This is a genomic window from Burkholderia lata (assembly GCF_902499025.1).
GTDB classification, from domain to species: domain Bacteria; phylum Pseudomonadota; class Gammaproteobacteria; order Burkholderiales; family Burkholderiaceae; genus Burkholderia; species Burkholderia lata_C.
Genome location: NZ_CABVPW010000001.1, coordinates 335,026 through 358,362, shown reverse-complemented (window position 1 = coordinate 358,362; position 23,337 = coordinate 335,026). Strand labels below are relative to the sequence as shown.

At 70.2% G+C, this 23,337-nt stretch carries 13 protein-coding genes; 5 read left to right on the top strand and 8 right to left on the bottom strand.

Going from position 1 to position 23,337, the window contains the following annotated elements:
• Positions 1-39: 39 nt before the first annotated feature.
• From BDI24065_RS01490 to BDI24065_RS01465, 6 genes are all read right to left on the bottom strand, one after another.
• Positions 40-1,806 (bottom strand): ABC transporter ATP-binding protein, encoded by a 1,767-nt coding sequence (locus tag BDI24065_RS01490; protein WP_438819992.1) that lies wholly within the window; start codon positions 1,804-1,806, stop codon positions 40-42.
• Complete coding sequence (locus BDI24065_RS01485; protein ID WP_175029680.1) at positions 1,803-3,524, bottom strand: ABC transporter ATP-binding protein; 1,722 nt, start codon at positions 3,522-3,524, stop codon at positions 1,803-1,805. The genes BDI24065_RS01490 and BDI24065_RS01485 overlap by 4 nt, the downstream gene beginning before the upstream one ends.
• On the bottom strand, positions 3,521-4,573 hold the full coding sequence (locus BDI24065_RS01480) for a Gfo/Idh/MocA family oxidoreductase (RefSeq protein ID WP_175029679.1): 1,053 nt from the start codon (positions 4,571-4,573) through the stop codon (positions 3,521-3,523). The genes BDI24065_RS01485 and BDI24065_RS01480 overlap by 4 nt, the downstream gene beginning before the upstream one ends.
• Entirely contained in the window at positions 4,570-10,044 is a 5,475-nt protein-coding gene (locus BDI24065_RS01475; RefSeq protein WP_175029678.1) for a non-ribosomal peptide synthetase, read from the bottom strand. The genes BDI24065_RS01480 and BDI24065_RS01475 overlap by 4 nt, the downstream gene beginning before the upstream one ends.
• Positions 10,041-14,438, bottom strand: a complete 4,398-nt coding sequence (locus tag BDI24065_RS01470; RefSeq protein ID WP_175029677.1) for a non-ribosomal peptide synthetase — start codon at positions 14,436-14,438, stop codon at positions 10,041-10,043. The genes BDI24065_RS01475 and BDI24065_RS01470 overlap by 4 nt, the downstream gene beginning before the upstream one ends.
• Before the next feature lie 123 nt (positions 14,439-14,561).
• On the bottom strand, positions 14,562-15,503 hold the full coding sequence (locus BDI24065_RS01465; RefSeq protein WP_175029676.1) for a helix-turn-helix transcriptional regulator: 942 nt from the start codon (positions 15,501-15,503) through the stop codon (positions 14,562-14,564).
• Between the two features lie 217 nt (positions 15,504-15,720).
• Between BDI24065_RS01465 and BDI24065_RS01460 the strand changes: the two genes are divergently transcribed.
• From BDI24065_RS01460 to BDI24065_RS01445, 4 genes are read left to right on the top strand one after another with little or no spacing between them, the layout of a single operon-like run.
• Entirely contained in the window at positions 15,721-17,373 is a 1,653-nt protein-coding gene (locus tag BDI24065_RS01460; RefSeq protein ID WP_175029675.1) for a (2,3-dihydroxybenzoyl)adenylate synthase, read from the top strand.
• On the top strand, positions 17,370-18,143 hold the full coding sequence (locus tag BDI24065_RS01455; protein WP_175029674.1) for a thioesterase II family protein: 774 nt from the start codon (positions 17,370-17,372) through the stop codon (positions 18,141-18,143). Before BDI24065_RS01460 ends, BDI24065_RS01455 begins: the two co-directional genes overlap by 4 nt.
• The gene (locus BDI24065_RS01450) at positions 18,140-18,445 is read left to right on the top strand and encodes an isochorismate lyase (protein WP_175029673.1); all 306 of its coding nucleotides are present in this window, start codon (positions 18,140-18,142) and stop codon (positions 18,443-18,445) included. Before BDI24065_RS01455 ends, BDI24065_RS01450 begins: the two co-directional genes overlap by 4 nt.
• Positions 18,442-19,881: an isochorismate synthase gene (locus tag BDI24065_RS01445; protein WP_175029672.1), complete on the top strand. Its 1,440-nt coding sequence runs from the start codon at positions 18,442-18,444 to the stop codon at positions 19,879-19,881. Before BDI24065_RS01450 ends, BDI24065_RS01445 begins: the two co-directional genes overlap by 4 nt.
• A 25-nt stretch (positions 19,882-19,906) precedes the next feature.
• Here BDI24065_RS01445 and BDI24065_RS01440 read toward each other — a convergent pair whose 3' ends face one another.
• A complete protein-coding gene (locus tag BDI24065_RS01440; RefSeq protein ID WP_175029671.1) occupies positions 19,907-20,791 on the bottom strand; it encodes a LysR family transcriptional regulator in 885 nt (294 codons plus the stop codon).
• Positions 20,792-20,889: 98 nt separating this feature from the next.
• On the opposite strand from BDI24065_RS01440, the gene BDI24065_RS01435 reads away from it, so the two are divergent.
• Positions 20,890-22,191, top strand: a complete 1,302-nt coding sequence (locus tag BDI24065_RS01435) for an aspartate aminotransferase family protein (protein ID WP_175029670.1) — start codon at positions 20,890-20,892, stop codon at positions 22,189-22,191.
• 35 nt (positions 22,192-22,226) lie between these two features.
• Here BDI24065_RS01435 and BDI24065_RS01430 read toward each other — a convergent pair whose 3' ends face one another.
• Positions 22,227-23,309, bottom strand: coding sequence for a helix-turn-helix transcriptional regulator (locus BDI24065_RS01430; RefSeq protein WP_175029669.1), 1,083 nt, complete (start codon positions 23,307-23,309; stop codon positions 22,227-22,229).
• Between the last annotated feature and the right edge of the window lie 28 nt (positions 23,310-23,337).

Sequence of the window (23,337 nt, the reverse complement as noted above, 5' to 3'; positions counted from 1 at the left end):
TCCTATCGATTCCGGGCATGCCGGATCGCATTGTTCACGTCAGTGTTCGGATTCGGCCGGCCGGGCTTCCGCGTCCGCATCGGCCGGTGGTGGCCCATCGGACGGCCGCCCGGCGCGGGCGAACGTCGCATACCACGCATCGGTCTCGACCAGCTGCGCGTGCGTGCCGGTCGCCCGCACCCGGCCCGCGTCGAGCACGACGATCGTGTCGGCGGCCGCCGCGAGCGCCGGCTGGTGCGTGACGACGATACGCGTGCGCTGCCCGCGCAGCGCGACGAGGCTGTCGCGCACGCGCCGCGCGCTCAGTTCGTCGAGGCTCGCGGTCGGCTCGTCGAACATCAGCACCGGCGCATCCGCCAGCAACGCGCGCGCCAGGCACGCACGCTGGCGCTGCCCGCCCGACAGCAACTGGCCGCCCGGCCCCACGTCGGACTCGAGCCCGTCCGGCAGGCGCTCGGCGTCGTGCAGCAGGCCGACCGCGTCCAGCGCGGCGCGCAGTTCGGCATCGGTCGCGTCCGGGCGGCCCATCCGCACGTTCCATGCGAGGCTGCCGCGAAACAGCCCGTTGTCCTGGAACACGAGGTTGCGCGTCGCGGCGAGCGTCGCCTCGCTCAGGTGCCGCACATCGGCGCGGCCGAGCAGCACGCGCCCGGCGCCCGGATCGTCGAGCCGCGCAAGCAGGCCCAGCAGCGTGCTCTTGCCGGCCCCCGTGGGGCCGACGATCGCGACGAAGCCGCCTGCCGGGCAATGCAGGTCGACGCCGTCGAGCAGCGTCGCGCCGGTGGCCGACCGGTAGCCGACGCACACCGCGTCGACACTCGCATCGTGTACCGGCGTGCCGCGCTCGGGGCTGTCGAAACGCGGCGCATGCAGCACCGCGAGCACCGTGTCGAGCGCGCGCCAGCCGCCGCGCAGCGCCTGGTCGAGCTGCGTGAGCTGCGCAAGCGGCTCGATGAAGCGCACGAGCAGCACGAGTACCGCGACGGCCGTCGCGGCATCGAGCCGGCCGGCCGAGACGGCCCACGCACCGCCGACCAGCATCGCGACGAACACGCCCTGCACCGCGCCTGCAAAGCCGAGCTCGATCGGCAGCGAGCGCCGCATCAGCGCACGCGTGCGGCGATGCTGCTCGTCGAACGCGTACTGCAGCGCTGCGCGCGCGTCGCCTTCCCGGCCCGCGAAGCGCAACAGCCCCTGATGCGCGGCGAAAGTCTGAAGCTGCACGGCCATCTCGCGATCGCCGGCCGCGCGCGATTGCTCGAACGCGAGCGTGCGCGTGCCACCGCGTTCGAGCAGCACGAACAGCAGCACGGCCGCCGCCGCGAGGCACAGCGCGATGCGCCAGTCGATCCACGCGAGCCCGGCGACGACCGCGAGCGGCGTCACGACCGCGCCGATCAGCGGCCCGAGCAGGTGTGCGGGAATCCCCATCGCCTGCATGACCGGCCCGCGCAGCAGCCCGGCCGGATGACTGTCGCGCACGGCCTGCCACGACGCGATGCGCGGCAGGTGCCGCACGAGGCGTTCGACGAGACCGGCCGCGAGCGCACCGCCCGCGCGATAGCCGCCGCGTTGCGCGACGTACAGCACGAATGCGTGGCACAGCGTCAGCGCGCCGAGCGCGATCGTCCACTGCAGCACGGCCGCATGCACGCCGGCAAACCATGCGCGGATCAACGGCACGAGCAGCAACCCGCAGGCGCCGTCGAGCAATGCGGCCGCCACCGCCCAGCCGGCTCCGCGCCACAGCGCGCGACGCGTTTCGGATGGCAGGCACTGCAAACGTTTGAGCGACTTCATCATCATGCGGCCTCCCCGCCTGCGGCACCGCGTTCGCTCCATAGCCGCGCATACAGCCCGCGCGCGGCCAGCAGCGCCGCATGCGTGCCGCGCTCGACGATGCGGCCGCGATCCATCACGAGAATCTGGTCTGCGTGCCGGATCGCGTCGAGATCGTGGCTGACGATCACGCGCGTGCGGCTATCGCCGCGCAGCGCATTGCGCAGCGCGCGCCCGGTTTGCGGATCGAGCGCCGAGGCCGGTTCGTCGAGCAGCAGTAGCGGCGCCGGCGACAGCAACGCACGCGCGATCGCCAGCCGCTGCAGTTCGCCGCCGGACAGCCGCACGTCGCGACCGCATAGGCAGTCGTAGCCGCCCGGCAGCGCGTCGATGCGTTCGTCGAGACAGGCCGCGCGTGCGGCTGCGCCAATCGCGTCGCGATCGGCGTCCGGCCGGTAAAGCGCGATGTTCGCGGCAATCGACACATCGAGCGCGGCGGCCTGCTGGAACACCATCGCGACCTGCTCGCGCCGCGTATCCGACGCGAGCAGCCGCAGATCGGCGCCACCGAGCTGCACCGTGCCGCGGTCGGGATCCATGAAGCGCGCGAGCAGCATCAGCAGCGTGCTCTTGCCCGCGCCCGACGGCCCGACGATCGCGGTGGCCGTGCCGGCCGCAATCGTCGCGTCGATGTCGCGCAGGATCGGCGTGCCGTCGAAGTCGACACTCACGCCGCGCAACGCGATCGACGCATCGCGCGGCATCTTTGCGGCGCCCTCGGCAGGTTCGGGCAGACCCGGCTGTGCGAGCAATGCCTCGAGGCGTGCCGCGGCCGCCCGCGCCTCGCGCAATGCGTCGGCACCGTGGCCGAGCGCGCGCACCGGCGCGGCCACCGCCCAGATCAGCAGCGCGAACACGCACAGTTCGCCGATCGGCAAGCGGCCGGCCGTGAGCCACATCGCACCGAGCACGACCCACGTGAGCAGGAACGGCGTGCCGAGCAGCACCTGCGTGCAGGCACCGGGCCCGCCGACACGGCCGACCCACGCTGAAAACGCCTGTTCGAAGCGCCCGGTCGACTCGAGCGCGGCCGCCTCGATGCCGGCGCCCGGATACTGCCGCACGAGCGCCGGGTTCTGTGCGAGCTGCGCGTAATCGCCCATCAGCTGTTCGAGCGCCGCGTTGCGCGCGGCGACGGCCGGCGCGAACCGCGCCGAACGCATCCACCGGAACAGCGCGGCGCCCGCGACGAGCGGCACGAGCGCGAACGCGAGCAACGCAGGATTCAGGTAAAGCAGGCACGCCAGCGCCGCACCCGGCACGACGATGAGTTGCGTGACGTCGGCCGGCGCATGCGCGACGAGCTGGTGCAACGCACGCACGTCCTGGTCGACGTGGCGCGCGACGCGATCGCTGCCCGCACGGGCGAACCAACCGAGCGGCAAGCGTTGCAGATGATCGGCGAGGCGCCTGCGCAAGCGGTCGGCGAGATCGGCGTCGACGCGATGCGTCAGGTGCAACGCGACCGTCTGGCCGCCCAGCCAGCACACGCCGGCCACCACGGCCGCGACGAGCCAGCCGCGCGCCGTCGCGTCGAGCTGCGCCGTCGCACGCCACGCGTCGGCGACCCGGCCGAGCGCGAACCACGGCACGAGCGATGCGACACCCGCCAGCGCCTGCAGCGCGACCGCCGCCACGAGCGGCACCGCGAACGGCCGCAACATCGAAAGCAACGGCCCCTTCATGCGGCACGCTCCAGCAGCATGCCGAGCGTGGCCGCGCACGCGTCGCCCGGCGGCTGCTCCGGAAAACCGAGCTGCATCGTCAGTTGCTGCCAGACGCGCGTCACGTCGATGCTGCGCTGGTTGCACGCCCGCAGCCCGTCGCCCGACACGAGCCGATCGACCGCGCGCACGGCCGCTTGCGGCCAGCTGCGCGCATGAATCGCCCCCCACGTGTCGCTCGCGTCGTCGCACATCTGGATGCTCGGCATGTCGTTGTCCGTCGCGTCGCCGAAGATCGGGAACAGCCCGTTCTCATCCGTCGCCGGTTCGCGCAGCGCAGGCGCCCACCACAGCGGGCCGTGCGGCGATGCGAGCGTCCACGTGCCGGCATCCGTCGTCAGCGTGATGCTGAACAGCATGCTCATCCGGCCGTCGTCGGCCGCCGCCATCTCGTTGTGCACACGCAGCGAGACCGGCGTTTCGGCGAGCACCATCGCGCATTCGCGCATCGACGACAGCGCCGGCCCGACCGGCTCGACCGACCACGGTCCCGCGCCCTGCAGCGCGGCCGCGAGCACGTCGAGCGCCGCGAAACTGGCCTGCACCGAGCACACGACATCCGCATGCACTGGCGCGCTCGATTCGCGCAAACGCCGCGCGACGGCGATGAAGCGCGAGACGACCGGCAGGTTCGGATAGAAGCTGTTGAGCAGGCAGCGGCGGCCATGACGCGATGCGGTGCGCAGCACGCGGTCCCATTCGTCGGGCAGCAGCGGATGCTCGATCACGACATCGATCCCGCGTTCGAGCAGCCGGCACGCAAGCGCGGCCCCGTCGGCGCCGCGCGCCGCGCCGCCGACCGCGACGCACGCGACACGCACGTCCTCCGGCAGCGCTTCAGGAGAGTCGAACACGGGTGCGCCGACACGCGCGGCCAGCGCGGCGGTGCGCGCGCTGCCTTGCCCCAGGATGCCCGCGACACGATATGCGCTGGACGCAGCGAGGCCCGCCGCATAGAACTGGCCGAAGCGGGAGCCGGCCACGACGACCGGCAACGGATGGACCTTCATGGCGCCTCCTTCAGGCGGGTGTCGACGAACGCGGCATTCAGGCAGTCGAAATGACCGCCGGGGATATCGACGGCCGTGATGCCGCCGAGCGCCTGCGCCGTCCAGTATTCGGTGAGCGCCGCGCGCTGCTGCGGAATCAGCGGGTTGCAGCGCTCCGGCACGAACAGCCGCAGTGCGCCCGCATACGGCGCGTCGCCCGCCCAGTGGCTCGCCTGCACCGAATGCATGAAGAGCCGGTACAGCCGTTCGCGTTCATCGAGCAGCGGGTGCGCGACCTCGTCCTGCATCGACAATCCGGCCGCCGCGCGCAGCACGCGGCGGCGCAACGCATCGAACGGCTCGCAGCGATCGCCGAAGATTTCCAGCTGCGCCTGCAGGCTGTCGGGCGCGAGGCGCGCGGGGTCGGCCTTCAATGCGTCGGCGAGCGCGTCGGCCAGCACATACGTTTCCGGAAACCCGAGCGCGTCGAGCGGCAGCCCGAGCGTCGCCGCGAAGTTGAACAGCACGAGCCGTTCGTCTTCGATCAGGTACGGAATCCGGTAGCTCGACACGATGTCGAGCGTGCGCACTTCAACGCCGAGCTGCACCAGCGACTTCGCCATTTCGAGCGCGACCAACCCGCCCGAGCAGTAGCCGAGCACGTCGACCTCGCGCACGCCGGTGCGCCACAGCGCATCCGCATAGCGCCGGCCGAGCGTCGCGTTCAGGTGGCGCGCCGGCACATCGAGATAGTCCTGCGCGTCGCGCACCGCGAAGCCGAGCACCGGGCCGAGCCGCGCGAGCGCCGGCATCACCGGACGATACGCATGCACGGTGCCGAGACCCTCGTGCACGATCACGCGCGGCACACCTTCGCCCGGCGCGAGCGGAATCGGCCGCACGTCGGCACGCACACGAGGTGCCGGCGCGTGGATGACCGCCGACGCGTGCGTCGTGCGCGGGGCGGCCGGCGGCGTTGCGACCGCCTGCTGCTCGCCTGCCTCGCGCAGGCATTGCGCGAACGCAGCGGGCGTCGGTTGGGCGAGCACCCAGCGCAGCAGCCGGTCGAATGGATGTGCGTGCGCGAGCGGCTCCTCGCCGCGCAGCCGCGACACGAGTTGCGCGATCAGCAGCGAATCGCCGCCCGCGGCAAAGAAGTCCTGGTCCGGCGTGACGTTCCGCGTATCGAGCACGGCTTCCCACAAGCCGATCAACCGCGCCAGCAGCGGATCGGCGGCGGACTGCGTGTTGACCGGTCGCGCGGCCGCCGGCTCCGGCTCGCGGATGTCGGCGATGCCGGCCAGCGTGCGGCGGTCGATCTTGCCGTTCGCGGTCACGGGCAGACGGTCGAGCACGCGCAATTGCGACGGCACCATGTAGCCCGGCACACGCTCCGCGACGAACGCCAGCAGCGCGTCCGGCGCGATGCGCACCGCGCCGCGCTTCACGTGCGCGAGCAGGATGTCGTAGCCGAGCGCGTCGAGCGGCGTGCCGGGTACCACGCAACCGAGCGCGCGATCGCCGCCATCCGATTGCAGCCATTCGAGCCACTGCGCACGCGGCACGAACAGCCGCGCCGACTCGGCGCGCGCGTCGTTCGGCGTTTCCATCATCAGCCCCTGGCTGATGCTGATCTCCGGATGTTCGGTCGTCAGTTCCTGGATCACCCACCACGCATCGGCCGCCGACAGCGCGCGCAATCCGGCGACCAGCGCGACCGTGTCGCGCGCGTTGTTCAGCGCGCCGGAGCTGATCGTGACGTCGATCGAATGCGGTGCGATGCCCTGCGCATCGAACGGCGCGTTCATGTCGAACCGCACGAACCGCATCCACGGATACGCGGCGAAACGCTCGCGCGCCGCCGCGAGGAAATAGCTCGACACGTCGCTGAACAGGTAGTCGATCCGCGCCCCCGCCTCGACCAGCGGTGCGAGTGCATCGACGATCGCGCGCGTCGCCGCCGCCGTGCCCGCGCCGATCTCGAGGATGCGCCACGGGCGCTGCGGCTCGCGCGCAACGATCGCGCGCACCGCCTCTGCCATCCCGCTGTGCAGTGCGTGCGCATGTTCGCCGTCGCTGTACATCGCGTCGGCGATATGCGACGCACCTTCCGGGAACATCAGGCCGGCAGGCGACACGCTGCCGTCCACCTGCACGTCGATGCATCCCGCGCTGTCGCGGAAGTAGTCGACGAGGACGGCCGGCCACAGCTCGGGCGATGCATCCTGCGCGAAAGCCTCCCAGCACGCGTGCGCATCGGCGTGGCGGGCATCTGGCCGCAAACGCCAGCCCCCTGCTTCGGCATCCGCGTGCAGCACGCCGTGCTTGTCGAGCATCGCGAGCCAGTGGCGCAGCAGATGCTGTCGCGCCACCGGTACGCGCAGCCGTTCACACAACGTTGCGAAATTCGTCGCAGCGTCATCGGTCAGCGCAGCCGCCGGCACGATCCACGCGGCCAGCGACGCAACGCAGGCCGCTTCGAGCTGGGCGACCGACCGTGCCACGTCTGCATGCGCGGGCCAGCGCGCGGCGTCGAACGCCGTCCGCACCTGCTTCGCGATCTCGTGCAGCGCGTCGTCCTGCGCCGACGTCGATGGCTCCGCGCCGTGCAGCGACGCGAAGCTCGCGAGCCGTCGCTCCGCGCCTTCGCCGAGCACGATCGTTGCGGCTGCGCCGACGAGCGGATGCGCGGTCAGCGCCGCATCGATCTCGGCCAGCTCGATCCGGTAGCCGCGGATCTTCACCTGGTCGTCCTGGCGCCCGAGGAATTCGAGCGAACCGTCGGCGCGCAAGCGGCCAAGATCGCCAGTGCGGTAGAGCCTGCGCCCGTCGCGATGACGGATGAAGCGTTCCGCCGTGCGCACGGAATCGTTCGCGTAACCCGTCGCGAGCCCGACGCCGCCGATATGGATCTCGCCGCGCACGCCGGGCGGGCACGGCCGGCCGAGCACGTCGAGCACTTCCATCGTCTGCCCGGTCAGCGCGCGACCGTACGGAATGCTGGCAAGCTGCGTGTCCGCCGGACGAATCGGATGCTCGATCGACCAGATCGATGCCTCGGTCGCGCCGCCCAGGCTGAACAGCGCGCTGTCGGGCCAGCGCCGCCACCAGCGTGTGGGCAGCGTCACCGGAATCCAGTCGCCCGACCACAGCACGCGGCGCGGGCCCGGCACGTCGAGCGCCGGTTCGCCTTCGAGGTAGTCGATCAGCATCTGCCCTTGCGCGGGCACCGAGTTCCACAGCGTCACGCGATGGCGCACCATCAGCTCGGCCCAGTGCGACGGATCGTTGCCGCGCGCCGGATCGGGCAGCACGATGCACGCGCCGCGTGCGGTCGCACCGAAGAAGTCGTAGACGGACAGGTCGAAGCTCAACTCGGCCAGGCCGAGCACGACGTCGCCGTCGCCGACTTCGTGGCGTGCGCTGATGTCGGCAAGCGTGTTGCACACGGCTGCGTGGCTCAGCATCACGCCCTTCGGTTCGCCGGTGGAACCCGACGTATAGATCACGTATGCGAGTGCATCGCCGTCGACCTCACGCGCAGCCCGCGGCGGCCATTGCGGATCGATCGGCAATGCATCGATATCGATGCGCACGCAACCGTCATGTTCGAAGTCGAGCGCCTGTACGCTGACGACCGCACGCACCCGCGCATTGCGCAGGATCGCCTGTTGCCGCAGCGCCGGCTGGCGGCTGTCGACCGGCACGTACGCGGCACCCGCCTGGACGATCGCGAGCACGGCCGCGAGCTGGTGCGCGCACTTCGGCATCAGCACCGCAACGGTGTCGCCCACGCAAACGCCGGCCTGCTCGAGCGCAGACCGCAGCGCCGCCGCGTGCTGCGCGACATCGCGATACGTGCGCGCCCCCTGCGCATCGATCACCACCGGCGCATCGGGCGTACGCAACGCCTGCTCGGCGAAGCCGGCCGCGATATGCGTATCGGCATCCGGATGGAGATCGGCGGCGGGCGCGTCGGACGGCAGCACGATGTCGCCCGCACGCGACCACCATTCGGCTTCCGCTGCGAGCCGGCCCAGCAGCGCGACGTACGCGTCGAACATTGCGGCAGGCATCCCGTCCGGAAACAGGTCGTCGCGCACGTCCCAGCCGATTTCCAGCCCGCCGAACTGGTCGGTCACCTGGCAGTCGAGCCAGACCTGCGGCGTCTGGCTGATCATGTGGAGAGGCGGCTCGGCGCGGCCCGCGTGCTCGCCGAGCAGGCGGCCGACGCTGCCGATGCCGCTCGTGAACACCACCGGCATCAGCGCCGCATCCTTGCCGCGCCGCCGCGCGAGTTCGCGCATCACGTCGACGCCGGTAAACGCACGATGGTCGAGATCGTCGAACATCCGTGCGCCGATCGTGCGGGCGCGCTCGACGAAATCGCGCCCTTGCGTCGCGTCGACTGCAAGCAGGCTCAGTGCGGTGAAATCGCCGAGCACCGCGTCGATGCGCGGATGCACGGGCGGCCGGTTCAGCACCGTCAGGTTCAGGCAGAACGCCGGCGACTGGCTCCAGCGGCCGACGACCTCGGCGAACGCGGCCAGCGCGACGCTCGCCGCGCTCAGCCCGAAGCGGCTTGCGTGGCCGCTCAACGCGGCCCATTGCGCGCGATCGAGCCGCGCATGCCGGTGCGTGAAGCGCGGCCGCGCGTCGGACTGCATCGCGGGCACCACCGGCAGGTCGGGACGCGCCGGCAGATCGTCGATGCGCGCCAGCCACCACGCCTTGGCGCGCGCATGATCGGCGCGCGTGCCGGCATGGGCTTCATTGACGACGTAATCGCGGAACGTCGCGTCGAGCGGCGCGGGCTGCCATTGCGGATCGTCGTAACGGCGCCGCCATTCGGCGAGCAGCAATTGCAGGCTCGCGTAGTCGATCAGCGTGAAATCGACCGACAGGTGCAGCACGGCGCCGTGCGGCCCGAGACTCACTTCCGGCTGCAGCACCGGCCAGCGGTCGAGCGCATGCACCGCATGGTCGAGGCGCTCGCGCACGCGGCTGACATGAGCGTCGAACGCGTTCGCATCGGCATCGCGCAGGTCGTGCACCGCGAGCGGCTGCCACGGCACGTCGGGCAGCACGCGTTGCCATGCGTTGTCCTCGACGATCGCGCGCAGCATCGGATGCCGCGCAACGCACGCATTCCACGCGGCCTCGAAGCGCACGCAGTCGAGATTCGCGGGCTCGCCGTATTCGACGTACAGATGGCACGCATTGCCGCCGTACTCGAACGATTCGTGTCGGCCGAGCACATACGCGGCCTGCACCGGCGTCAGCGCGAACCGCTCGTGCCGGCGCGCCGGATCGCTGCGCCACGCACCGTCCTGCAGGAAGCGGACGAACGCGTCGCGTTCGGCCTTGATGCGCGCGGCCAGGTCGGCGTCGAGCGCGCCGGCCGGCGCGCGATAGCGCAACTGTCCGCCGTCGTCGCACCACAGTTCGATCTGGCGTTCGCGGCAAAGATCGAGCACGTCATCGAAGCTCACAGCACGCCCTCCTCGATCGTCGCAACCGGGGCGTCACCTTCGGCCGGCGATGCCGGTGCGGCCTGCGTCGCCTCGACGAGCTGCGCGGCAAGACCGGCAAGCGTCGGCTGCCGGTAGAACGTAGCCATCCCGACCCGCACACCGAGCCGCTCGCGCAGTTGCGCGAGCAGGCGCGTCGCCAGCAGGCTGTCGCCGCCGAGCGCGAAGAACGTCGCGTCGCGCGCGTTCGCCGGGCGACCGAGCGCGTGCTCCCAGCACGCGAGCAGCGTCGCCTGCCGTTCGTCGGCCGGCACGAAGGCATCGTGTGAGGCCGGTGCGTCGCCGAGCGCCCGCGCGAGTGCATCGCCCACCGCCCGCCGATCGATCTTGCCGTTCGCGTTGAGCGGCCAGCGCGCGATGCACCACAGTGCGTCCGGACGCATCGCGTCGGGCAACCGGTCGCGCAGCCAGTCGGCCAGCGCCGCTTGCGCGGCCGGTTCGCCGACCCGGCGCGCGTCGATGCAGGCAAAGGCAGTCGAGCGCCAGCTTCGGGAAGCTTCCAGCGCAAAGCCGCACGCGTGTGCCGCCGACGCCAGCGCATCGTGTGCAAACGGCCGCGGCAGCGACGCATCGCCCGTCACGCCCGCTACGAGTTCGCGCAGCGGCGAATCGCGCAGCACGTCGGCAAGCAGCAGGCGGCCATTCTCCGCCAGCAACGCTGCTGCGATCCGGAACGTGTCTCGCGGATCGTCGCGCAGGTGTGCGGCCGCGAAACTGATCACGCAATCGAACCGGCCGAGATAACGTGCAGGCACCAGGCCGTCCTGAGTCGCCTGCAACGTCGGCATCGTTTGTGCAAAGTACGCCTGCGCGTTGTGCAGCAGACCTGGCGACGCATCGAACAGCGTCACGTCGAAGCGCGGATCGTCGAGCACGCCGAGCCCCGCATCGAACCATTGCCCGGCGCGCGCGTCGAGCACCGCGACCCGCAACGGTTCGGTGCGCGCAGCGGCCTGGGCCTGCAGCGCATCGCCAAACTCGCGCAGCGCGCGTGCGCCATCCGGCAGATGCGCCGCGAACGCCAGCGGTGCTATCCGCGGATCGAGCGGCACACGCCGCGCGGCGCCCTCAGGATCCGCAGCGAGCGCACGCAACGATCCGGTCAGGTCGTCGAGATCGGCGGCATACCAGTCGAGCAGATCGAGCGCGCCGTCGATGGAGATCGATACGTCATCCTTCGCATGCCAATACGCACGCAGCGAAGGCGGCAGGCCCGTCTCGCCGTCGAGCAGCCGATCGGCGACCGCGCGCGCGACGGCCGCTTCCGCGTGCACGGTATCGGCAACGTCCGCTTCCGCGAGCGCGACCGATGAGGGCGCTGCATCCGATGCGCGATCGGCCGGCACGAACGCCGCGGCGATACGTGCGGCCTCGCCGCCGACCACACTCGCGCATGCACCGTCGATCTGCGGATGCGCGGCCAGCGCGGCCTCGATCTCGCCCAGTTCGATCCGGTGCCCGCGCACCTTCACCTGGCGATCCTCGCGCCCCAGGAATTCGAGTGTGCCGTCGGGCCAGTAGCGGCCACGGTCGCCCGTGCGATACCAGCGGCCCGACGCCTGCTGCATGAAGCGCTGCGCGGTCAGCTCGGGATCGTTCCGGTAGCCGCGCGCAAGACTGTCGCCGCCGATCAGCAGTTCGCCCGCCACGTAATCCGGTACGTCGTGACCGTCGGCATCGACGACGCGATAGGCCTGCCCCGGCAACGGCCGGCCATACGGAATCGAACGCCAGTGCGGCGGCACGTCGTGCACCGTCTGCACGTTCGACCAGATACCGGCCTCGGTCGCACCGCCGAGCGCATGGAAAGCACAGGCGTCACCGCACCGTTCGCGCAGGCGCGCCGGCAGGTCGAGCGCGATCCAGTCGCCGGACAACAGTGCCGCGCGCACGCTGCGGCACGCGTCGGCCGCCGCCGGCACCGCCAATGCCATTTCCAGCAGCGCGGGCGCCGAATTCCACAGCGTCACGCGATGCTGCGCGATCAGTTCGATCCAGCGCGCCGCGTCGCGCGCATCGTCCTGGGTCGGCAGCACGAGCTCGGCGCCGGCACCGAGCACGCCGAACAGGTCGTACACCGACAGGTCGAAATCGAGCGCCGACACGGCGAGCAGGCGGTCTTGCGCACGCACGCCGAGCAGCGCATCGATCGCATCGATCGTGTTGAGCGCCGCCGCGTGCGTCATCTCTACACCCTTCGGCACACCGGTCGAACCGGACGTGTAGATCACATACGCGGTGGCCTGCGGCGCGACCGCGAGCGGCGCAGCCAGCGGCGCATGCCGCATCAGCGCCGCGACGCCGAAATGCGGCAGCGGCGCATCGGCAAGCGTCGTGTCGCCGATCGCGGCCTTCACGCCGGCCGCGCGCTCGATCAGCGCCTTGCGCGCGGCCGGCTGCGCGATATCGAGCGGCACATAGCACGCCCCCGCCGCCAGTACGCCGAACACCGCGGCCACCTGTGCGGGCCCGCGCGGCAGGCTGATCTCGACGGCATCGCCGTGACCGATGCCGGCCGCACGCAAACCACCCGCAATCGCCAGCGCCTGCCCGGCCAGTTCGCCACGCGTCACCGCATGTTCGCCGAACCGCAATGCGACGGCCGCCGGCTCGCGCACGGCCAATGCGAAGAAATCGGCATGCAGCATGCGCGGCCGCCCGGGTGCGGGCACTGCGTTGAGCGCATCGCGCACGCGTCGCTGCGCGGACGGCAGCTCGACGGCGATCGGCAGCCGCCAGTCACGATCGCACAACGCCTGCACGAGTGCGACATACGCACCGAACATCGCATCGATCATCCCGTCGGGAAACAGGCCGTCGACGCTGTCCCATGCGAGCAGCGCGCCGTCCGGCACGCGATAGAGCTGATGGTCGAGCCACACCTGCGGCGTCTGCGAAATCATGTCGTGCAGGTCGCCGAACACGCGCGCGAATGCGTCGGGCACGAACGGCGCATCGCCGAGATTGCACGAGAACACGACGGGCGCCGCGCGCGGCGCACCTTGCCGGCGCGCATCGCGCAGCACGTCGAGCGCCGGATACGCAGCCTGTGCGATCGCGCCGTGCAGCCGCTGCTGGAAGCCGCGCACCGCATCGGCTGCGCTCGCGTCGGCGCGCATGTCGCATTCGACGAGCAGCAGCGTCGTGAAATCGGCGATCACGCGGCCAAGATCGGGCGCATCGCCATGCCGGTCGAACAACGGCACGTTGAGCAGGAATGCCTGACGGCCGCTCCAGCGCGCGAGCACCGCGGCAAACGCGGCGCCGAACACCGACGACAGCGTGACGCCATGCTGCGCGGCCCGCGCCTGCAGGCGCGCGAGTTCGGCCGTGCTCAGCGTATGCGCGACGCGGCTGAAGCGCGGCGCACGAATCGTTTCCGGCGCACGGGCGAGCGGCAGCGCCGGCCCTTCCGGCAGCGTAGCGAGCCGCGCCTGCCACGCGTCGCGCGCCACGGCCCGCGCATCGCGCGTATCGGCCGCGCGACGCGCGAGCCAGGCCGGGAACCACGTCGACGGCGCATCGGGCAACGCCGACGGCTCGGCGTATGCGGCGCCGATCTCCTGCATCAGCAGCCGCACGCTGTCCACGTCGGCCGCGAGCAGGTCGACGCTCAGCCACACGCGATCCTCGCCGCCGGGCATCTGCACGAGCCCCACCATGAACACCTGCGCGTGCTCGACGTCGAGACATTCGTGCGACCGGAACGCGCGCAGCGACGCCCATTCGGTTTCCGCATCGGCGGCTGCCCTGTCGCGCCAGTCCGCATGCGCGAATACCGGCGCGTCCGGCGCCGCGACGATCTGCTGGCGGCCACCGGTGAAGCGCGCGCGCAGCATCGGATGGCGCTCGCGTACACGCCGGCACGCCGCATCGAGACGAACGGGATCGATCGCGCGGCTGCGAAACTCGAGGAACGCGTGACAGCTCACGTTGCCGAGCACTTCGCCGTCGCCGCGGCCGAGCCAGTACGCCTGCTGCACCGCGGACAAATCGAACGGCGCATGCACGTCGACCTCGACAACCTCGGCAGCCTCGACATCGGGCGCCGCGGGTGCGACGCGCGGCGCATTCGCGAGCAGCTCGGCCCACGCGCCGAGCGTCGGCGTGCGCGCGAGCGCATCGAACGTCAGCGCATAGCCGAGGCGGTTCACGCGCGTCTGCAGGTACATCAGCCGGATCGAATCGAGGCCGCAGCTCAGCAGGTCCTCGTCATCGTCGAGCGACGCGATTTCGTCGACGGGCTCGTCGAGCAGCGCGGCGATCATCGCGACGAGCTGCGAGCGAAAGGCTATGGGAGAAAAACGGGAAGGATCGGAATGATCGATGCTGGAATCGACAGCGGTCTGGCTCATGGGCACGCCTTGTATGGGTCGTTCGATGGCGGATCCGCGCGGCGGCGGCCACCCGTGAATGAGAATCTATCTCATTCACACCCATGAGCCCGGTCGATTGCTTTAGGCTGCCGGTCAGTTGTTTTAGATTGCCGCGCTCTCCATCTCGACGTCGTCGATCGCGTTCGACGACACACGAATATCGCTGGGCGAAATGCCGTAGCGCTTGCGGAACGCGATCGAAAAATGCGCGGGGCTGTAGCCGACGCGATACGCGACGGTCGACACGTTCGCGTCCTCCGCGCACAGCATCGCGTGCGCGGTCCGCAGCCGGTATTCCTGCAGATACGCATACACGCTCGTGCCGAACACCTTGCGGAAACCGGCCGTCAGCTTGCGTGAATTCGTCCCCACCCGGCCCGCGAGCGCGTCAAGCGTCGGCGGCCGCTGCAGCTCGCGCGTCAGGATGTCGCTCGCCGCGTACACGCGCTCGACGTCCGACGACGTGACGCGCACGTCGGCCGGCGCGAACTGCCGCTGCGTCGCCAGCAGCTGCGCGCTCAGCGCGGTCAGCTCGAAGGCCTTGGCCTTCAGGTAGTACTCGCGCACCGCGCCCTCGAACGGGCACGTCGCGATCTGCACCGCGAGCGCCTGCAGCGCCTTCGACGCCGGGCAACTGACGATGCGCGGATCGCCGCCCGTCGGCGCGAGCATCTTCTCCGGCAACAGGCTCAGGTTGCGGTCGAGCGCATCGAGGCCGAGCTGCACGATCGTGTAGCGCAGCGGCGTGTCGCGGTCGTAGATCTGGTGCGTCGTGAATTCGCCGTCGTTGGCGATCACGCACAGGCCCGGCCCCTTGATGCACTGCTCGGGCTGGCCCGGCACGCGGCAGCGCAGCTGCCCGCTCTGCACGAGGACGAGCTTCAGCCCTTTTTCGAGCGGCTCCTCGTACCAGTCGCGGCTGTCCGAGCACAGCGTGCCGCTCATGAGTTTCATGCCCGTGTCGATGTGCACCACGCCCGGATGATTGCCGGGCACGAGCACCGGCGGGTGACGTCGTGACGAAGCGAAAGAGGTCGAGCTCATCGGAGGTCCGTTGGTTAGGCGGCACGCGCGGCCCGGCGCGCGCCGGCGGCAACCGGCCGATTGTCCGGCCGGGCCGGGCGGGCGCCGCGCGGCAGGCGCCCGATCGAATGAAATTGCCGCGATATCGAAAGAAACGACGCTATCGCGGCACTTGTTACAAATGATAATACCTCTCATTTACAATTTCTGACAACTTGCCCGAACCCAAGGTCAGCGCATGCAACCCACCCTCCCCTCCGTGGCGCCGGCCAGCCCGGCCGACACGCCCGACTGGCCCGACGACTTCGCACGCCGCTATCGCGACGCCGGCTATTGGCAAGACACGACTTTCTTCGATGCGCTCGACGCGCAAGCGCAGCGCGATCCCGATGCGCTCGCCATCGTTGACGGCGCCTGCCGGTTCAGCTACCGCGACCTGCTGGCGCGCATTCGCCGCCTTGCGGGCGGCCTCGCGCATCTCGGACTGACGCGCGGCGACACGGTCGTCGTCCACCTGCCGAACGGCGCGCGCTTCATCGAGACCTGCTTCGCGCTGTTCCAGCTCGGCGTGCGGCCGGTGCTCGCCCTCCCCGCTCACCGGCACTACGAGATCGGCGCGTTCTGCCGCTTCGCCGGCGCGCGTGCATATCTGGGCGCGGCACACCTCGGCGAGTTCGACTGCCGGCCGCTCGCGGCCGCGTTGCAGGCCGACTGCCCGACGCTCGAGCACATCGTGATGGCCGGCGACGATCACGCGTTCACGCCGTTCGACGCGCTGTACGACGCGCCGCCGCTGCGCGAATGCGCGGCACGCGCCGACGACATCGCATGCTTCCAGCTGTCGGGCGGCACGACCGGCACGCCGAAGCTGATTCCGCGCCGCCATCGCGAGTACCTGTACAACGTGCGCGCGTGCAGCGCCGCGAGCGGTTTCGACGCCGGCACCGTGTATCTCGCCGCGCTGCCGATGGCGCACAACTTCACGCTGTGCTGCCCCGGCACGATCGGCGCGCTGCTCGCGGGCGGCCGCGTGGTCGCGACCGGGCGGCCCGAGCCCGAACAGAGCTTCGCGCTGATCGCGCAGGAGCGTGTCACCCATACCGCGCTCGTGCCGCCGCTCGCGCTGCTGTGGCTCGACGAACAGCCGCAACGGCAGGCCGACCTGTCGAGCCTGCGCGTGCTGCAGGTCGGCGGCGCGCGCCTGATGGACCACGCTGCCGCGCGTGTGACGCCCGTGCTCGGCTGCCAGCTGCAGCAGGTGTTCGGGATGGCCGAAGGGCTCATCTGCTGCACCCGGCTCGACGATTCGCCCGAACGGATCGCGCACACGCAGGGCCGCCCGGTGTCGGACGGCGACGAAGTGCGCATCGTCGACGAGGCCGGCGAACCGGTCGCGCCCGGCGAGATCGGCGAACTGCAGGTGCGCGGCCCGTACACGATACGCGGCTACTACCGGCTCGCCGGGCACAACGCGGACGCGTTCACCGCCGACGGCTTCTATCGCAGCGGCGACCGCGTGCGGCGCACCGCGGACGGCGACCTCGTCGTCGAAGGCCGCGACAAGGACCAGATCAATCGCGGTGGCGAGAAGGTCTCCGCGGAGGAAGTGGAGAACCTGTTGCTCGCGCACCCGCAGGTGCACGACGCGGCGGTGGTCGCGATGCCCGACCCGCTGCTCGGCGAGCGCACGTGCGCGTTCGTCGTCGCGCGCGCACCCGCACCGTCCAGGCTGGTGCTGAAACGCTACCTGCGCGACTGCGGACTCGCGGCGTTCAAGATTCCCGATCGCATCGAATTCATGCCGCGCTTCCCGGAAACCGGCATCGGCAAGACCAGCAAGAAATCGCTGCGCGACCTGCTGCGCCGTCAGCTGCAGGCGGCGGCCGCATGAGCGCGCGACCGACCGATTCGAACTGGATCCGCGAACTGCGCCTGTCGCCGTGCCCGCGCGCGCAGCTCGTCTGCTTCCCGCACGCCGGCGGCACCGCGAATTTCTTTCGCGGCTGGAGCCGTGCGCTGCCGTGGGACGTCGACCTGCTCGCGCTGCAGTATCCGGGCCGCGAGGAACGCTTCGGCGAGCCGTGCCTGGCATCGATCGACGCACTCGCCGGCCCCGCCGCCGACGCGCTGCAACGCTATTCACACGCGCCGCTCGTGCTGTTCGGGCACAGCCTCGGCGCAGCGCTCGCGTACGAGGTGGCGGCGCGGCTCGAAGCGCGTGGCGCGGCACCGCTTTACCTGGCCGTGTCCGCGCTGCCGCCGCCGCATCGCCAGCGCCTGTCGGACCTGCACCTGCAATCCGACGATGCGCTCGTGGGCGATGTCGCGCGGCTGTCCGGCGAGCACGCCGCGCTGCTCGCCGATCCGGAGATGCGCGCGATCTACCTGCCGATGATCCGCAGCGATTACCGCGCGATCGAAACGTATCGCCGCGACCGGCCGCCACGTCTCAATACGCCGCTCGGCGTGATGCTGCCGCTTGCCGATTCCGAGCTCGACAACGACGAAGCGCACGCGTGGCAGGACGTCGCGTCGCGCCCGATCCGCATCGAGACGTTCAGCGGCGACCACTTCTACCTGCGCCACCAATACCCGGCGGTGATCGCGCATCTGGTCGAACGGATCGACCAATCCCTTCGTTACGGAAAGGAGTACACATGAAGACACCGGACGCCTGCACGGGGCTGCCCGACATTCGCGCAGCCATCGATCGCCTGGACGCCGACATCATCGAAGCGCTCGGCCAGCGCATGCAATACGTGAAGGCTGCGTCGCGCTTCAAGCCCGACGAAGCGAGCATCGCCGCGCCGGAACGGGTGGCCGCGATGCTGCCCGACCGGCGCCGCTGGGCCGAACAGGCCGGCCTCGATGCCGACTACGTCGAAACGCTGTTCTCGGGCCTGATCGCGTGGTACATCGCGCAGCAGACCCAGCACTGGCGCCGCCAACGGGGGCTCGCATGAACGCCGGCCTCCCGCTGCTGCACGACACGTTCGCCCGTGCGGCCCGCCGCGCCGCCGACACCGGCACGCCGACGCTCGCGTCGGTGTCGGTACCGCTGCGCCCGCTCGACTTCTTCGACCTGATCGCCGCGTGGGACGACGGCGCCACGCCGTGGTTCTTCCACGAAGCCGGCGATGCGTCCGTCACGCTGTTCGGCTGGGACTGCGCGCTCGAACTGACCGCCACCGGCGACACGCGCTTCGCGCAGATCGATGCGCGCTGGCGCACGCTCGTTCGCGATGCGGTGACGGCCGGCCCGCAACCGCCGCGCGTCGTCGGCGGCTTCCGGTTCGATTCGCATGGCCCACGCAGCACACACTGGGCACCGTTTCCCGACGCGAGCATGACGGTGGCGAAGCTGCTGATCGTGCGCGAAGGCGATGCGCACTGGGTTGTCTGCCAGCACATCGTCGCCGCGCACGACGATCCGGCTGCGCTCGCGCATGCGTGCCTCGCGCGCATCGAGTCGCTCGGCACGCTCGCCGCCGCCCGCGACGACGATGCCCCGCACCTGCTGCACACGCAGGCGCTGCAGGCGAGCGAATGGCAGCACGAAGTCCGGCGCGCGGTGGACGCGATCCGCGGCGGCGCATTCGGCAAGGTCGTGCTCGCGCGCGACGTGCTCGAACAGTACGCGCGGCCCGTTGCCGTCGCGCCGCTGCTGCGCCGGCTGCGGAAACGCGACGCGCATGCGCACCTGTTCGCGGTCCGCCGCGAAGGGGCCTGCTTCGTCGGCGCCACGCCGGAACGGCTCGCGCGTGTCGCGGCGGGCGACGTGCGCACGCATGCGCTGGCCGGAACGATCCGGCGCGGCGCCACGCCCGACGACGATCGCGCACTCGGCGCGGCGCTGATGGATTCCGCGAAGGAACGGCTCGAACACGCGCTCGTCGTCGACGCGATCCGCGCGGCGCTCGCACCGCTGTCGCGCGCGCTCGACGTGCCCGAGCAACCGTCGCTGCACCGGCTGCCGAGGCTGCAGCACCTGAGCACACCGATCCGCGCGACGCTGAAGGCGGATGCGACGCTGCTGCAGGTCGTCGCGGCGCTGCACCCGACGCCGGCGGTGGCCGGGCATCCGCGCGCCGAAGCGCTCGACCACATCCGTGCGCATGAAGGCTTCGATCGCGGCTGGTATGCGGCGCCCGTCGGCTGGATCGACGCGCACGGCAACGGCGACTTCATCGTCGCGCTGCGCTCCGCGCTGGTCGACGGCGGCGCGTGCCGGTTGTTCGCGGGCTGCGGCATCGTTGCCGATTCCGAGCCGGTCAACGAATATCAGGAGACCGAACTCAAGTTGTCGGGCATGCAGGCGGCGATCCGCGTGCGCGATGCGACGGTGGATGCCGATGCACGTGGCGCGGCAAAGGTGTCGGCGTCGTCGACGGTCGAGTGAGGCTGCGTCGCTGCGGCCGCGCACATCACAACAGCGGCAGCGTGAGTCGGATATGCTCGGCGAACGCCGCCGTCAGATGCGACGGCCGCTTGCGATCGAACTTCAGCGCAATGCCCACCGCCGGCAACGGCGGCAGGCGCGGATCGCCGGTGACGATCGCGAGGTCGGCCGGCACCGCCGTCTGCGTCATCACCGCGAACGCCTGCCCCGAGCGCACCAGCGCGATCAGCCCCGCGAGACTGCTGCTCGCATAGGCGACGCGGTAATCGCGGCCCGCGCGATCCAGCGCCTCGCAGGCCGCGATGTGATCGAGCGTGTCGCGATCGGACAGCGCCAGCGGCAACGGCTCGAAATGCGCGGGTTCCAGCCCCGGATAGCCGATCCAGACCAGTTGCTCGCGGCGAATGATGTCGTCGCTCGCGCCATCGTCCGGCAATGAAATCATCGCCAGATCGACTGCGCGTTTCTCCAGCTGTTCGTTGAGGCGCGGCGTCGGCCCGCATACGACTTCGACGATCGCCTGCGGATGCTGGCTCGAAAACTGCCGCAGCAGCGCAGGCAGCCAGACCTCCGCGTAATCGTCCGGGCACCCGAAGCGGATCGTCCCCGACAAGCCCGTGCCGCACAGGTCGGCCATCGCCTCGTCGTGCAGCCGCAGGATGCGCTGCGCATGCACGAGCAGCCGCTCGCCCGGATGGGTCAGCACCACGCCGCGCCCGGTGCGCTGGAACAGCGGCTGGTCGACGGCCTCCTCGAGCCGCTTCATCTGCTGGCTGAGCGCGGACTGGGTCCGGCCGACGCGCGCCGCCGCTCGGCTGAGCGCGCGCACCTCGGCGATCACGACGAACGAGCGCAGCAGGTCGATTTCGAGCGAGAGTCCCAAGGTATTAGCTCCTTTTCTACCTTGCATAAGAACTATTCGTTTCCATCAAACCAGACACGCGCCTAGACTGCAAGCGCCCCCTGCCCCCTGCCCCTTGCCCTTTGCCCTTTGTCTGGAGACGCCCGATGTCCCTGAACGACGACCCGACCTTCTGGCGCAACGCCAGGCAGCACCTGGTCCGCTACGGCGGCACGTTCGAGCCGATAATCGTCGAGCGCGCGAAAGGCAGCTTCGTGTACGACGCGGACGGCCGCGCGATCCTCGATTTCACGTCGGGCCAGATGAGCGCGGTGCTCGGCCACAGCCATCCGGAGATCGTCTCCGTGATCGGCGAATACGCGGGCAAGCTCGACCACCTGTTCAGCGGGATGCTGTCGCGGCCGGTCGTCGACCTCGCGACACGCCTCGCCGATGTCACGCCCGCCGGGCTCGATCGCGCGCTGCTGCTCAGCACCGGCGCGGAATCGAACGAAGCGGCGATCCGGATGGCGAAGCTCGTCACCGGCAAGTACGAGATCGTCGGCTTCGCGCAGTCGTGGCACGGGATGACGGGCGCAGCCGCGTCGGCCACGTACAGCGCCGGCCGCAAGGGCGTCGGCCCGGCCGCCGTCGGCTCGTTCGCGATTCCGGCGCCGTTCACGTACCGGCCGCGCTTCGAGCGCAACGGCACCTACGACTATCTGGCCGAACTCGACTACGCGTTCGACCTGATCGATCGCCAGTCGAGCGGCAACCTCGCAGCCTTCATCGCGGAACCGATCCTCAGCTCGGGCGGGATTATCGAGCTGCCGGAAGGCTATATGGCGGCGCTCAAGCGCAAGTGCGAGGAACGCGGGATGCTGCTGATCCTCGACGAGGCGCAAACGGGCGTCGGCCGCACCGGCACGATGTTCGCGTGCCAGCACGACGGCGTGACGCCCGACATCCTGACGCTATCGAAGACGCTCGGCGCCGGGCTGCCGCTCGCGGCAATCGTGACGTCCGCGCAGATCGAGGAACGCGCGCACGAGCTCGGCTATCTGTTCTACACGACGCACGTGTCGGATCCGCTGCCGGCGGCCGTCGGCCTGCGTGTGCTGGACGTCGTGCAGCGCGACGGGCTCGTCGAGCGGGCGAACGTGATGGGCGACCGGCTTCGGCGCGGCCTGCTCGACCTGATGGAACGCTTCGACTGCATCGGCGACGTGCGCGGACGCGGGCTGCTGCTCGGCGTCGAGATCGTCAAGGATCGCCGCACGAAGGAACCGGCAGACGGGCTCGGCGCGAAGATCACGCGCGAGTGCATGCATCTCGGGCTCAGCATGAACATCGTGCAGTTGCCCGGCATGGGCGGCGTGTTCCGGATCGCACCGCCGCTGACCGTCAGCGAAGCGGAAATCGATCTCGGTTTGTCGTTGCTCGAGCAGGCGATCCGGCGCGCACTGTAGCGGAACGGCAGGCGCCTCGCCGCACGCGTCGAAACCTAGTCAAGCCGCCCGGTCCGAAACACGCTGCGCAATTCGTCATGGTTGTGTACGTTGAGCCGGCGATAGATCTTGCGAACGTGATCGACGACCGTGCTGTCGCGCAGCGCGAAGTCACGCGCAATCTCGCTGTGCGAGCGACCCAGCACGAGTTGCACACAGAGTTCGCGTTGCCGCTCGGTCAGGCCGAACGCGAAGCCGAGTCGTTCGACCGCCAGCCTGAGCGGCGGGAAGTGTTCGATATAGATCACGATCGCGGCATCGCGTTGCAACGCGACTGCATCGGTACATCGATAGGCCTTGAAGCGGAAACGCCCCGCATGGTTGCGATGCTCGAGCGTCGCCGGTGGCGCCGGGTAGCCGAGCCAGATCCGGTTGAGGTTCGACCGCAGTGGCGCGAGCCAGTCCGGCAAACGATCGTGACGATAGAACGCGAGCGGCTCGCCGGTCGCAAGCGCCATCATCCGGATGCTGTCCGCGTTGTGCAGCAGGAGCCGGCCATCGCTGTCGACCACCATGATCGCGGACTCGCTGCATTCCGATTCATGCAGCGTGGGCTGCACGGGCCGCGACAGCGCATGCGCAAGATGCCGTGCCACGGGTTCGATGTCGCGATGGTTCTGATCCGAGAACGGACGACTGCCCGATGCACGCGACAGCAGCAGGCTCCCCCAGCCGCGCGTGCCGTCCGTCGCGGTCAGCTCGAGACAGTGGCGCATCGACACCGGCCGCCACAGGTCCGCATACATGTCGCTCGACAGCAAGGCAGCGTCGTAGTGCGCACTGTTGTCGAAACCGCGCCCGCGGCGCATCGCATCGGAAAACGTGATGCCCAGCACCTCCTGCCGGGACGTGTTGTGGATGTTCGCGAAATACGTCGGCAACAACGTATAGACCACCTCGTTTTCGCTGCACACGTCCGACACCGCATAGTGCTCGTCGGCATAGAAGAACATGCCCCAATCGGCGCCGACGATGTGCCGGGTCGCTTCTATCACATGAGGAATGACGAGGTGCGGCTCGACGGCAAGCGAACAGAGCCGACGAATATGACTCGCAAGCGCGACGTGTTTGTCAGACATGAATGCGCTCCTCGAACATGCACCGGAT

Coding starts and splice junctions, on each gene's coding strand:
- BDI24065_RS01490 (WP_438819992.1), bottom strand. CDS start 1,806: ATGATGATGAAGTCGCTCAAACGTTTGCAGTGCCTGCCATCCGAAACG.
- BDI24065_RS01485 (WP_175029680.1), bottom strand. CDS start 3,524: ATGAAGGGGCCGTTGCTTTCGATGTTGCGGCCGTTCGCGGTGCCGCTC.
- BDI24065_RS01480 (WP_175029679.1), bottom strand. CDS start 4,573: ATGAAGGTCCATCCGTTGCCGGTCGTCGTGGCCGGCTCCCGCTTCGGC.
- BDI24065_RS01470 (WP_175029677.1), bottom strand. CDS start 14,438: ATGAGCCAGACCGCTGTCGATTCCAGCATCGATCATTCCGATCCTTCC.
- BDI24065_RS01465 (WP_175029676.1), bottom strand. CDS start 15,503: ATGAGCTCGACCTCTTTCGCTTCGTCACGACGTCACCCGCCGGTGCTC.
- BDI24065_RS01460 (WP_175029675.1), top strand. CDS start 15,721: ATGCAACCCACCCTCCCCTCCGTGGCGCCGGCCAGCCCGGCCGACACG.
- BDI24065_RS01455 (WP_175029674.1), top strand. CDS start 17,370: ATGAGCGCGCGACCGACCGATTCGAACTGGATCCGCGAACTGCGCCTG.
- BDI24065_RS01450 (WP_175029673.1), top strand. CDS start 18,140: ATGAAGACACCGGACGCCTGCACGGGGCTGCCCGACATTCGCGCAGCC.
- BDI24065_RS01445 (WP_175029672.1), top strand. CDS start 18,442: ATGAACGCCGGCCTCCCGCTGCTGCACGACACGTTCGCCCGTGCGGCC.
- BDI24065_RS01440 (WP_175029671.1), bottom strand. CDS start 20,791: ATGCAAGGTAGAAAAGGAGCTAATACCTTGGGACTCTCGCTCGAAATC.
- BDI24065_RS01435 (WP_175029670.1), top strand. CDS start 20,890: ATGTCCCTGAACGACGACCCGACCTTCTGGCGCAACGCCAGGCAGCAC.
- BDI24065_RS01430 (WP_175029669.1), bottom strand. CDS start 23,309: ATGTCTGACAAACACGTCGCGCTTGCGAGTCATATTCGTCGGCTCTGT.